Consider the following 12,689-nt stretch of genomic DNA (forward strand, 5'->3'; position numbering starts at 1 on the left):
ATGAGATATCTCGATTATCTAATAATTAAAAGGCAAATTTAGAAAGACTTATTTGTTAATATATATGGATAATTAACCAGATTATATGTTTTATGTTCCCAAGTGTTCTAAATAAAATATCCCCCAGAATAAAATTACTCTGGGGGATATACATGTTATTTTTAATTTATTAGACTACAAAATATAATCTGTACTTACAAAGTTTGATAGCTTAGCATCTAATAATTGCTCAATAATTTCAGTATTCAAATCATTATCCTTAAATGCTACAAATGTTCGTATAGAGAATGATCGCAAAGCATCGTGTACACTAAGTGTTGCTTGCGCAGAATCTTTTCTACCTGTGAAAGGATACACATCTGGTCCTCGTTGACAAGAACTATTTAAATTAACGCGACAAACTAAATTTACCAATGTATCAATCAACGGAGCCAATGCATATACATCTTTACCAAAAAGACTTACTTGCTGTCCATAGTTAGATTCTGCCATGTCATCTAGTGGTTCTTCAATATTTTTAAAAGTTACCACAGGAATTATAGGCCCAAATTGTTCTTCTTGATATACGCGCATATCTTTAGAAACAGGATATAAAACTGCTGGCCAAATGTAATTATCGGAGTGTTGACCACCTTTTTTATTTAATATTTTAGCGCCTTTAGATTTAGCATCGTCAATAAGTTCTTGAATATATGCAGGCTTATCAGTCTCAGGTAATGGTGTTAATTTTACACCCTCCTCCCATGGATTTCCAAATTTTAATTCATCCACTCTTTTGGCAAAGCGTTTATTGAATTCTTCAGCTATAGCTTCATGAACATAAACAACTTTTAAGGCGGTACATCTTTGACCGTTAAAAGATAAAGTTCCAGCCAAACATTCTTCTATAGTTAAATCTAAATTAGCATCCGGAAGAATTATAGCAGGATTTTTAGCTTCTAAACCTAGAACCAAACGTAATCTATTACTTTTTGGATGTTGATTCTGTAATGCATTGGCAGATTTGCTATTTCCAATAAGGGCAAGTACGTCTACTTTTCCGGTTTTCATTATTGGTGCAGCCACTGCTCTACCTCTACCAAATAAAATATTAATTACACCTTTTGGAAAACAACTTTGAAAAGCCTCTAATAAAGGTGTTATAAGTAATACACCATGTTTTGCAGGCTTAAAAATGGCTGTATTCCCCATAATAATAGCAGGGATTAATAAAGCAAAAGTTTCATTTAAAGGATAATTGTAAGGCCCTAAACACAATACCACACCAAGTGGACCACGTTTAACATGCGCATATACGCCATCATGTTTCTGGAATTTAGCGGCATTCCGATCCAATTGCTTGTAATCTTCAATAGTATCGTAAATATATTCTACCGTTCTATCAAATTCCTTTTGCGAATCAGGTAATGATTTACCTATTTCCCACATTAATAATTTTACAATTTCATCACGCTTTGTTTTCATCTTTTCAACAAAAGCCTCCATACAATCTATACGATCTTTCACATGCATAGTAGGCCAAACACCTTGACCTCTACCATAAGCTTTTAAAGCAGCATCCAAAGCATCTAATGCTTCTTCTTCGCCCATGTCTGGAATACTTCCTAAAAAAGTTGGCTTGTATTCATCTGTAGACGAGATGGTTGAATATACTTTTGTGGTAGCTCCCTCCCAGATCTTAAGTTCACCATCTACTAAATAGCTTTTTTGCTCTATAGTATTGGTAATTTGAAATTCTTTCGGAATTGATATATTATTTTTGCCCATAATCTTAGAATTAAAATAAAAATAGGAAAGAAAATTACAGTACTAAATTCTTTCCTATTAAATATGTGTAAAATACTATAATCACATTTTTTTGTGAAATAAAATCTATACGATTGGTTTCATTGCTGTCATTGAAGCTCTAAGTCTAGCGCCAACAATTTCTACTGGATGTGTTCTTAAAGCCTTGTTTACTCTAATTAATTTAGCATTATCAACCCCATTACCTTTGCCTTCACCATATTTTTTACCAATAACATCTGTATCAATTTTTTTCATGAAATTTTTTAACAAAGGCTTACACGCATGATCAAATAAATAACAACCATATTCTGCGGTATCAGAAATTACACGATTCATTTCGAATAATTTTTTACGTGCAATGGTGTTTGCTATTAATGGAGTTTCGTGTAATGACTCGTAGTAGGCAGATTCAGCAATTATTCCAGAATCGGTCATAGCTTCAAAAGCAAGCTCTACTCCTGCTCTAACCATAGCTACCATTAACACTCCATTGTCATAAAATTCTTGTTCAGAAATCTTATCGTTACCCGCTGGAGTTTTTTCAAAAGCAGTTTCTCCTGTTGCAGCTCTCCAAGTAAGTAAATTTTTATCATCATTAGCCCAATCTTCCATCATTGTTTTAGAAAATTCACCTTCTATGATATCATCCATATGTTTTTGGAATAATGGACGCATAATTTCTTTTAATTCCTCAGAAAGTTCAAATGCTTTTATTTTAGCAGGATTAGACAAACGATCCATCATATGTGTAATTCCACCATATTTTAGTCCTTCTGTAACTGTTTCCCATCCATATTGTATTAATCTAGAGGCATAACCTGCATCGATCCCTTTTTCAATCATTTTATCAAAACATAAAATAGATCCTGTTTGTAACAAACCACATAATATTGTTTGTTCTCCCATTAAATCTGATTTTACTTCTGCAACAAATGATGATTCTAATACACCTGCTCTATCTCCTCCAGTAGCTACTGCATAAGCTTTAGCCTCTGCAAAGCCTTTACCTTGCGGATCGTTATCTGGGTGCACAGCTATTAAGGTTGGTACGCCAAATCCTCTTTTGTACTCTTCACGCACTTCAGATCCTGGACATTTTGGAGCTACCATTATTACGGTAATATCTTCTCTAATTTTGGTGCCTTCTTCTACAATATTAAAACCGTGAGAATAAGACAAAGTTGCTCCTTTTTTCATTAAAGGCATAATAGCCTTGATAACACTGGTATGTTGTTTATCTGGAGTAAGGTTGATAACTAAATCTGCAGAAGGAATTAATTCTTCATAAGAGCCAACATTAAACCCGTTTTCTTTTGCATTTTTATAAGATTGTCTTTGTTCTTTAATAGCAGCATCACGTAAAGTATATGAAATATCTAAACCTGAATCGCGCATGTTTAATCCTTGATTTAAACCTTGTGCTCCACAACCAACAATAACAATTTTTTTACCATTTAAGGCGGTTACACCATCTGTAAACTCACTAGTTTCCATGAACCTACATTTTCCTAACTGAGTTAGTTTTTCTCTTAATGATAGTGTATTGAAATAATTTGCCATTTTCTAAACTCGTTTATTTTAATTTATTATGATTTTTGAAATTTTGCCAATAATGCTGAGATAGGCATCTCTGTTTTTGTGATTGCTATTCTCCCTGAACGTACAAATTGCATAATGCCAAATGGCAGTAACTGCATATACATTTCATCTATTTCGTGTTTTCTTCCTGTTTTTGCGATTACAAAAAACTCTCTTGACACCGTAACAATTGTAGCGTTATTATCTTTTATAATGTTTTGAATTTGACGTTCATCAAAAAGTAAACTTGAAGCTATTTTGAATAAAACGGATTCTTGATAAATGGTTTCGTCATCTAAATGATAAAACGCTTTTATTACCTCTATTTGCTTTTCTATTTGCCCAACAATTTTGCGTGCTATTTCCTCTTCACAAAAAACAACTACAATAAATTTTGAAACGTTTTCAATTTCAGATTTTGATACGTTTAAACTCTCAATATTGATATGTCTCTTTAAAAATATGCCCGAAATTCTGTTTAATAACCCAACGTTATTTTCAGAATAGATTGATATTGTAAACCACTTTTTCTCCATTACTATGCACAAACCCTAATCCGATAAAAAAGGGAATTATTATTAAAATTATTTTAATCTGATATCTGAAACCGATGCTCCTGTTGGAATCATTGGAAAAACGTTGTCTTCTTTTTCTACTTTAACTTCTAGGAAATAAGCATCTTTTGATGCAATCATATCTTGAATAGTTGCTTTTAAGTCTTTACGTTCACTTACACGTTTTGCATTGATATGATAGCCTTCTGCAATTTTCACAAAATCGGGATTCACCATAACCGTTGAAGCATATCTACGTTCAAAAAATAACTCTTGCCATTGACGCACCATACCTAAATGATCATTATTTAGAACCACAATTTTAACAGGTAATTTGTGTTGAAAAATAACGCCTAATTCCTGAATGGTCATCTGGTAACCACCATCACCAATAATAGCAACAACCTCTCTATCCATTGCTCCCATTTTAGCACCAATTGCAGCTGGTAAAGCAAAGCCCATTGTTCCTAAACCTCCAGAAGTAACATTACTTTTAGATTGATTGAATTTTGCGTATCTACATGCAATCATTTGATGCTGTCCTACATCTGTAACAATGATTGCGCTATTATTGGAAGCAATATTGATTTCTTCAATTACTTCTGCCATGGTTAAGCCATCCTTTGTTGGGTGTAGATCGTTCTTAATTACCTCATTATATTCAATGTCATACTTCATCTTAAACTCGTTATGCCAAGCTACGTGAGAATTTTTCTGAATTAATGGTAATAGTAATTGTAAGGTTTCTTTAGAATTTCCTAAAACTGCTACATCACACTTTACATTTTTATTTACTTCAGCAGGATCTATCTCAAAATGAATAATCTTTGCTTGTTTAGCGTAAGTCTGTAGATTTCCAGTTACACGATCATCAAAACGCATTCCAATCGCAATTAATAAATCGCATTCATTGGTTAATACATTAGGCCCGTAATTTCCATGCATACCCACCATACCTACATTTAATGGATGGTCCGTATCCATAGCTGACAAACCTAGTATGGTCCATGCAGCTGGTATGCCAGATAATTCTACTAGCGCTTTTAATTCGGCTTCTGCTTGACCCAATATTACCCCTTGACCAAAAACAATCATTGGCTTTTTAGCAGCATTAATTAATTCTGCAGCAGCATCAATTGCTTTTTGATCTGGTTTTGGAACTGGATTGTAACTGCGTACTCCAGTACATTTTTTATATGAAAAATCAATGCTATCAAATTGTGCATCTTTAGTAATATCTATTAAAACGGGACCAGGTCTTCCAGATCTTGCAATATAAAAAGCCTTGGCTAATATTTCTGGTATCTCAGATGCTTTTGTAATTTGATAATTCCATTTGGTAACGGGTGTAGAAATTCCAACAATATCCGTTTCTTGGAATGCATCAGAACCTAATAAATGACTACCAACTTGTCCTGTAATACAAACCATAGGTGTAGAATCTATTTGCGCGTCAGCCAAACCTGTTACTAAATTTGTTGCTCCAGGCCCAGACGTTGCAATGGCGACACCCACTTTCCCTGATACTCTGGCATACCCCTGAGCAGCGTGGGTTGCACCTTGTTCATGGCGTGTTAATATATGGGTAAGTTTATCTTGAAATTTATATAATTCATCATAAACAGGCATAATTGCTCCACCTGGATATCCATAAATTAAATCAACACCCTCTTCTAGTAAACAATGAATTATAGCTTCTGCCCCAGTAATTTTTATACTAGTAGCATTCCCTTCCTTTGTTTTTTTCTCTTTTATTGTATTTGTATTCATTCTCTTGGTATTGAGATTTCCACTTACGAGGAAATAAAAAATCTTTTAAAATTCATCGGTTACACAACCTTGCGAAGCAGAAGATACAGAGCGTGCATATTTATACAATACACCTTTCTTAAACTTAAGCTCTGGTGCTACCCAAGTTGCTCTACGTTTTTCTAACTCTTCGTTAGAAACATCAACATTTATTGCGTTCGTCTCTGCATCTATAGTAATTATATCGCCATCTTTCACGAGAGCAATAACACCCCCATCTTGAGCTTCTGGAGAAATATGTCCTACCACAAATCCATGTGTACCACCTGAAAAACGTCCATCTGTTATTAAAGCAACATCTTTACCTAAACCTGCACCCATTATTGCCGCAGTAGGCTTTAACATTTCTGGCATACCAGGACCTCCTTTTGGACCTTCATAACGAATAACAACCACATCACCCTTCTTTACCTTACCATCACGAATTCCGTCGTTAGCATCATATTCACTATTGAATACTTTAGCGGTACCTTTAAACAATAAACCTTCTTTTCCGGTAATCTTTGCTACAGAACCATTTTCAGCTAAATTTCCATAAAGCATACGTAAATGACCTGTTGCTTTAATTGGGTTTTCAAGAGGTCGGATTACATCTTGCCCAGCCTGTAAATCAGGAACATCTTTTAGATTTTCAGCAAGCGTTTTTCCTGTAACTGTTAAACAATCACCATGTAACAATCCCTTTTGCAATAAGTATTTTAGCACTGCAGGAATACCACCAATACGGTGAACGTCTTCCATTAAGTATTTTCCACTAGGTTTTAAATCAGCAATAAATGGTGTTGTATCACTAATATGCTGAAAATCTTGTAATGTAAACTCAATATCTGCCGCTCGTGCGATAGCTAAAAAGTGTAATACCGCATTAGTAGATCCACCCATTATGGTTACTAAACGTATGGCATTTTCCAATGATTTACGCGTTACAATATCTAAAGGTTTAATATCATTTTGCAACAAGTAAAACATTTTTTTACCTGCCTCGATACATTCTTTTTCTTTATCTCCTCCCAATGCAGGGTTTGAAGAATTATAAGGTAATGCCATTCCTAAAGCTTCAATCGCAGAGGCCATAGTATTTGCTGTATACATGCCACCACAAGCTCCTGCTCCAGGTATTGCTTTTTTTATTATACATTGAAATTCTTCTTCTTGCATGGTACCCGCAACTTTCTCTCCCCATGCTTCAAAGGCAGATACAATATCTAACTTTCTATCATTATGACAACCAGATGAAATTGTTCCGCCATAAACTAAAATTGAAGGTCTGTTTAATCTAATCATGGCCATTAAAGCGCCAGGCATATTTTTATCACAGCCAACTACAGTAACCAACCCATCATAAGACATTGCTTGTACAACAGTTTCCATAGAATCTGCTATAATATCTCTTGAAGGCAATGAAAAACGCATACCTGGTGTTCCCATTGATATACCATCACTAACGCCAATTGTATTAAAAATTAAACCAACAGATGCTTCGGAATTAACTCCTTCCTTTACCAATTTGGCTAAATCATTTAAGTGCATATTACAAGGGTTACCCTCGTAACCTGTACTAGCAACACCAATAATTGGTTTCTTAAAATCTTCATCTTTAAATCCAATACCATACAGCATAGCTTGTGCCGCAGGTTGTGTTGGATCTTGTGTAACGTTTTTACTGTATTTATTTAATTCCATTAAACTATATACTTCTATATTTAAATTCTCTTGCGTATTCTCTAACTATTCAAAGATAATTTATTATAATTCCTTAATAAATTAACAAATCTCGTTGGTTCAAATCCAATTTTATCAATATCTAATTAACGTATTGATTTTCAAATACATAAACTAGTAATTCATACCACATTCAATACGTTTAAAGTGGTAAAACTTCTGTTTTAAATGAAAATTAAATCCATAAAAAAAGCCTGTATCAGATAAAAAGATACAGGCTTTTTTTAAAATATAGACCGTATCATCTCGATTTTGAGACGATAAATACTACAGCTATATTTTTCTTTAGAAATTTCATTTACACCTCAAAGATATATATAAGTTTAGAAGCTTCAAAATATAGTTTCATTTGATTAAATTTGAAATATGAAGCAGTTATTACATCTCCAAAGAGAATTCTTTAATACCCAGCAAACAAAGCATGTTGGTTATCGTAAAGAACATTTAAAGAAATTAAAACTCGAGATTGAGAAAAATGAAGATCTTATATGTGATGCAATATATGCTGACTTTAAAAAGCCTAGGTTTGAAACTATTTTATCGGAAACACAATTTGTTTTAGCCGAACTCAAAACCGCCATAAATAAAATAGATCGTTGGGCAGCGCCAAAAAAAGTTTCTAGTACATGGGCGAATTGGCCCTCATCTGATTACGTTTATAAAGAACCTTATGGCACCGTTTTAATCATTGCTCCTTGGAATTATCCTTTCCAATTAGTTTTTGCACCCTTAATTGGAGCACTAGCTGCTGGAAATACGGCTGTAGTAAAACCTTCGGAGCACACACCAAACACTTCAAAAATTATAATTAAAATAATCGAGAGTGTTTTTTCTAAAGAATATGTTGCTGTTGTTGAAGGTGATAGTACAGTTTCACAACAATTACTAGCAGAGCGCTGGGATTATATATTTTTTACAGGAAGTACGAGAGTGGGCCAAATTGTATATGAAAGTGCTGCTAAACATTTAACACCTGTTACTCTTGAATTAGGAGGTAAAAATCCAACAATTGTAGATGAAACAGCAAATCTTAAAGTAACTGCGGACCGTATTGCATGGGGTAAATTCTTAAATGCAGGTCAAACCTGTATTGCAACCGATTATATTATTGCCCATCAAAACATTAAAGAGGAGCTTATTGAGCAGTTGAAAAAAGCTATTATTCGTTTTTATGGGGATACCATTGAGACTTCAAAGGATTTTAGCAGAACAGTGAACAAAGGGCACTATGAAGGTTTAAAAAAAATGTTGGAAGGTGAAGAAATCTTATTTGGTGGTAACACCAATGATGAAGACAACTATATTTCACCAACGCTAGTAAATGAACCAAAGCGAGATAGTGAACTGATGAAAGGTGAAATATTTGGACCTATTTTGCCTATTTTATCTTATACAACTGAAGATGAAATTGATAATTTGATAAGTAATTATGGAAAACCTTTAGCCACCTATATTTTTAGCAACAATAAAAAATTTCAAGACAAAATTATTGCTAATTATAGTTTTGGTGGTGGAGCTATCAACGATACAGTAATCCATATTGCTAATAAAAAATTACCTTTTGGTGGTGTTGGAGCGAGCGGCATTGGTGCTTATCATGGAAAAATGTCATTCGCTATTTTTTCACATGCCAAAGCCATGCTAAAAAAAGGAACCTGGTTGGATATTCCTTTACGCTATCCGCCTTATACTTTACCCCTTAAGTATGCCAAAAAGCTTAAGAATTTATTTTAATTACATCAATTTAAAAGCTATAATATCCCCTGCTTTTTTTTGAGCAAGAATTGAAATAGCGGTATCTGTTAATTGTAAAATTCGTGGGTAACCCCCTGTGGTTTGGCCATCTTTCATCAAAATAATTAATTTTCCCGAAGGCGTTAATTGCACTGTTCCCGGTAACGTTGCCGATGTAAGCATAGAAATAACATGTCCATCAATTTTTTCTTCTAATTGATAGGCCATTCGGTTATTCTCGTTTGCAACCGTATATTTTTTGAAAAACAGGTTTTCTAATTGTTTGTCTGTAAGCGAATTAAATTCGGGACCTTTGCCAACTTGTAGCACACTTTCTTCTAGAATCGATTCAATTTTTAACCCTGTTAATTTTGGAGTAAAAACCGATTGTTTTTTATAGGCTATTTCACTTTTATCTGTAATCATTCCATTAGGTGTAATAGAAGGATAAAATGATCTGCTTCCTAAAACCTTATTGGTTTGGAAACCATGTTTTACGGCTAAATACGGTCTAAATCCTTTTTTCAAACGCCCATAGGATAAGATGTCTCCTGCACTAACTTTTTGAACCACATAATTCTTAATAGGTTCATTATTTAATGTAACCACCATTTCTGCCCCTCCAAGTACAATAAAAGTATCTTCTTCAAATTCTAATGTTGGACCAGTCATGGTTATTTCTAAAACTGCAGCGTCTTGGTCATTTTCTAATAGCATATTTAATTTATAAACCGTAGTCATATCCATTACTCCTGAGATGGGCACACCTTTATCTCTAAAACCAAAACGACCAGTATCTTGAATAGTCGTATAGAAACCAGATTTTAATACCTTAAGCATCTATTTTAATTTTTTCTAATTTATAAATTCCTACTTCTGCTTCAATTTTATGCAAATCATATTCTGCCTTGGAGATAGGATAAAACTGCACACGATCTCCCACTTTTACCCAACAAGGATTTTCATTTTTAGGATTAAAAATAGGTATCGGGCAATTGCCAATTATATTCCATCCCCCAGGAGATTCTTGAGGATATATACCGGTTTGCTTACCCGCCAAGCCAACGGCTCCTTTCAAAACTTTTGCTCTGGGAGTTGCTCTTCGAGGTATTTCTAATTCTTGTGGCATACCGCCTAAATACATGAATCCAGGCAGAAAACCTATCCCATAAACCGTATACGCATGTGCTGCATGTATTGATATTAGCTCTTTTGGAGTTTTGTTTAGGATTTGAGAAACTTCTTCTAAATCTATCGAAAACTCAGATTCATAACAAACCGGAATTCTCCATAAAAAACGTTCCTCTAGTTTTAATTTTTTGTCTTCTGTATACCAAGTTTCAAGTTGCGTTTTGAACGATTCAAAATCTATCGTATCATGCCTTAGAATTAAAGTTAGAGAATTATATGCTGGCACAAGCTCCCAATTCCCTTCAATTAAGCAGCTTTCTTTTAGATAAGTACTAAAAATTAATATATCATTCAATATGGCTTCATCAACTTTTTCAGGCCATTCAATCAAAACGGCATGCACGCCAAAAGGGCGAATTGAAATGGGGAATTTTTTCACTTTTTGATCGCTATATTAAGTTTGGGTAATTCACTATGAAGATACGTTAAAATCTTATACGCTGCTGAAGTATCTCCATGTATACAATAGGTATCTGCAACTATAGAAACAAGTAGGTTTTCAACAGTTTTGACTTGTTTGTTTTTTACCATATTTAGTAAATGCTGAAGTACCTCTTCTGGATTTTCAATAAGCGCATTGGGTTCTTTACGAGGAACTAGACTTAAATCTTGATGATAATTTCGATCTAAAAAAACTTCATAGAGTACTATAAATCCTTGTTTTTTTGCTTCTTCCGCTATAGCTGAATTATACGGAACATATAATTTAATATATGATTTATAAGGAAGAATTGCGGTTAAAAAAGTGCGCGCTAATTTTTTATCTTTTGTGATATCGTTATACAATGCACCATGTGGTTTAATATGATGAAACAGTGCCTTTTCTGAATTGCAAAGAATAGCAAAGTTCTTTACTTGCTCTCGGATACTTTTGATTAAATCTTTTGAAGAAATATTTAAAGATAACCTGCCAAAGTTTTCCTGATCAGGATACGATGGATGTGCTCCTATCCTCACGTTATTCTTTTGGGCTAATTTAATTACCTTACGCATAGTTGCCGTATTTCCTGCATGACCACCACAAGCAATATTACAAGATGAAATTAATGGTAAAATAAGGGCTTCGTTCCCAACGCCTTCACCAAGGTCACAATTAATGTCTATTTCCATTTAAAAAGAATTAATAACCAAAAACTTTTAAGATACTTTTCAAACCCAAAATTAATGTAATTACTATAATTAGAATGCCTAAAAAATTTTGAAACAGCGTGTTTTTGTAATTGCCTAAAACGGTTTCCCTATTTACAACCCAAACTAAAAAAATAGCGATAATCGGTAATAGAATTCCATTAGCTACTTGGGCAAATTTTATCACTTCTATTGGTTTAATTCCAAATAAAAGAAAGGATATTCCAATAACAATTATAGCCATCCAAACTAGTTTAAACCTAATATCATTAAGACTTGCATTCCACCCAAAACAACTATTTACTACATAAGCCGCAGCTAAAGGTGCTGTAATTGCAGATGTAATGCCTGCAGAAAAAAGTCCTATTCCCATAAAATATTTAGCCATAGAACCAAAAAGTGGTTCTAAACCTTCTGCTAAATCCATTACACTAGTAATATTTTTATTTGAAATAGTTGTAGCGGCAATAATGATTCCCATAGAAACAAAACCACCTAAGGTTATGGAGATTATTGTATCTCTTCGTGCTGCTCCTAAATCGGATGTAGACTTCCATTTTTCACTTACCAGCGAGGCATGCAAAAACAAATTATAAGGCACAACTGTTGTGCCCACTAATGCAATTATGGTAAGAATACTGTTCTCTGGAACAGAAGGTATAAATAGCCCTTGAACTATTTCCGTAATATTGGGTTTAGTAATAAATGCAGTTATTAAGAATGATAAACTCATTAAAATAACCAAAAAAACTAAAACCTTTTCGAGTACTTTATAATTTCCAAAATATAGTAATGCGAAAGCGATTACACCAATAATTATTGGATAAATATAAGTATGTTCAATACCAAATACTGCCTGTAGGCCTAAAGTAGCACCGCCAATATTTCCACCTTCGTAAGCGGCATTTCCAATCACTATAGCGGATAAAATAATACCTAAAACTAGGTATTTAATCCATGGAGCTTTTAATTCCGATTTTATCACATCCGCTAATCCTCGTTGACTAATGATGCCCACTCTTGCCGACATTTCTTGAAGAACAACTGTGGCAATAATAGACAAAAGCATTGCCCATAATAACGCATATCCAAACTGTACACCTGCAAGGGTACATGCAGTTACGGTACCGGGGCCAATAAAAGCGGCAGCAACCAGTACTCCGGGGCCAATTTTCTTGAACATTA

General features: G+C 34.0%; 10 protein-coding genes. 1 reads left to right on the forward strand and 9 read right to left on the reverse strand.

Annotated elements, in window-relative coordinates:
* Window positions 1-174: 174 nt before the first annotated feature.
* From B8963_RS07205 to ilvD, 5 genes are all read right to left on the reverse strand, one after another.
* Window positions 175-1,767 (reverse strand): NADP-dependent glyceraldehyde-3-phosphate dehydrogenase, encoded by a 1,593-nt coding sequence (locus B8963_RS07205; protein WP_084060788.1) that lies wholly within the window; start codon window positions 1,765-1,767, stop codon window positions 175-177.
* 105 nt (window positions 1,768-1,872) lie between these two features.
* Entirely contained in the window at window positions 1,873-3,348 is a 1,476-nt protein-coding gene (gene ilvC / locus B8963_RS07210) for a ketol-acid reductoisomerase (protein ID WP_084060789.1), read from the reverse strand.
* 26 nt (window positions 3,349-3,374) lie between these two features.
* On the reverse strand, window positions 3,375-3,902 hold the full coding sequence (ilvN, locus tag B8963_RS07215; protein WP_084060790.1) for an acetolactate synthase small subunit: 528 nt from the start codon (window positions 3,900-3,902) through the stop codon (window positions 3,375-3,377).
* A gap of 48 nt (window positions 3,903-3,950) precedes the next feature.
* Window positions 3,951-5,690 (reverse strand): biosynthetic-type acetolactate synthase large subunit, encoded by a 1,740-nt coding sequence (gene ilvB / locus B8963_RS07220; RefSeq protein WP_084060791.1) that lies wholly within the window; start codon window positions 5,688-5,690, stop codon window positions 3,951-3,953.
* 45 nt (window positions 5,691-5,735) lie between these two features.
* The gene (gene ilvD / locus B8963_RS07225; RefSeq protein WP_084060792.1) at window positions 5,736-7,412 is read right to left on the reverse strand and encodes a dihydroxy-acid dehydratase; all 1,677 of its coding nucleotides are present in this window, start codon (window positions 7,410-7,412) and stop codon (window positions 5,736-5,738) included.
* 405 nt (window positions 7,413-7,817) lie between these two features.
* On the opposite strand from ilvD, the gene B8963_RS07230 reads away from it, so the two are divergent.
* On the forward strand, window positions 7,818-9,185 hold the full coding sequence (locus B8963_RS07230) for an aldehyde dehydrogenase (RefSeq protein WP_084060793.1): 1,368 nt from the start codon (window positions 7,818-7,820) through the stop codon (window positions 9,183-9,185).
* Here B8963_RS07230 and B8963_RS07235 read toward each other — a convergent pair whose 3' ends face one another.
* From B8963_RS07235 to B8963_RS07250, 4 genes are read right to left on the reverse strand one after another with little or no spacing between them, the layout of a single operon-like run.
* On the reverse strand, window positions 9,186-10,025 hold the full coding sequence (locus B8963_RS07235; protein ID WP_084060794.1) for a 5-oxoprolinase subunit C family protein: 840 nt from the start codon (window positions 10,023-10,025) through the stop codon (window positions 9,186-9,188).
* Complete coding sequence (gene pxpB, locus B8963_RS07240; RefSeq protein WP_084060795.1) at window positions 10,018-10,755, reverse strand: 5-oxoprolinase subunit PxpB; 738 nt, start codon at window positions 10,753-10,755, stop codon at window positions 10,018-10,020. The genes B8963_RS07235 and pxpB overlap by 8 nt, the downstream gene beginning before the upstream one ends.
* Window positions 10,752-11,486 carry a 5-oxoprolinase subunit PxpA gene (gene pxpA, locus B8963_RS07245; protein ID WP_084060796.1) on the reverse strand — a complete coding sequence of 245 codons (735 nt, stop codon included), beginning with the start codon at window positions 11,484-11,486 and terminating at the stop codon, window positions 10,752-10,754. The genes pxpB and pxpA overlap by 4 nt, the downstream gene beginning before the upstream one ends.
* A 10-nt stretch (window positions 11,487-11,496) precedes the next feature.
* The gene (locus B8963_RS07250) at window positions 11,497-12,687 is read right to left on the reverse strand and encodes an Nramp family divalent metal transporter (RefSeq protein WP_084060797.1); all 1,191 of its coding nucleotides are present in this window, start codon (window positions 12,685-12,687) and stop codon (window positions 11,497-11,499) included.
* Window positions 12,688-12,689: the final 2 nt, after the last annotated feature.

The sequence above is a fragment of the Cellulophaga tyrosinoxydans genome (genome assembly GCF_900176415.1).
In the GTDB taxonomy this organism is placed as follows: domain Bacteria; phylum Bacteroidota; class Bacteroidia; order Flavobacteriales; family Flavobacteriaceae; genus Cellulophaga; species Cellulophaga tyrosinoxydans.

What these genes read in the sequence shown, in the direction of transcription:
- B8963_RS07250 (WP_084060797.1), bottom strand. Translation starts at nt 12,687, where the DNA reads ATGTTCAAGAAAATTGGCCCCGGAGTACTGGTTGCTGCCGCTTTTATT.
- ilvD (WP_084060792.1), bottom strand. Translation starts at nt 7,412, where the DNA reads ATGGAATTAAATAAATACAGTAAAAACGTTACACAAGATCCAACACAA.
- B8963_RS07205 (WP_084060788.1), bottom strand. Translation starts at nt 1,767, where the DNA reads ATGGGCAAAAATAATATATCAATTCCGAAAGAATTTCAAATTACCAAT.
- ilvC (WP_084060789.1), bottom strand. Translation starts at nt 3,348, where the DNA reads ATGGCAAATTATTTCAATACACTATCATTAAGAGAAAAACTAACTCAG.
- ilvB (WP_084060791.1), bottom strand. Translation starts at nt 5,690, where the DNA reads ATGAATACAAATACAATAAAAGAGAAAAAAACAAAGGAAGGGAATGCT.
- B8963_RS07235 (WP_084060794.1), bottom strand. Translation starts at nt 10,025, where the DNA reads ATGCTTAAGGTATTAAAATCTGGTTTCTATACGACTATTCAAGATACT.
- B8963_RS07230 (WP_084060793.1), top strand. Translation starts at nt 7,818, where the DNA reads ATGAAGCAGTTATTACATCTCCAAAGAGAATTCTTTAATACCCAGCAA.
- pxpA (WP_084060796.1), bottom strand. Translation starts at nt 11,486, where the DNA reads ATGGAAATAGACATTAATTGTGACCTTGGTGAAGGCGTTGGGAACGAA.
- ilvN (WP_084060790.1), bottom strand. Translation starts at nt 3,902, where the DNA reads ATGGAGAAAAAGTGGTTTACAATATCAATCTATTCTGAAAATAACGTT.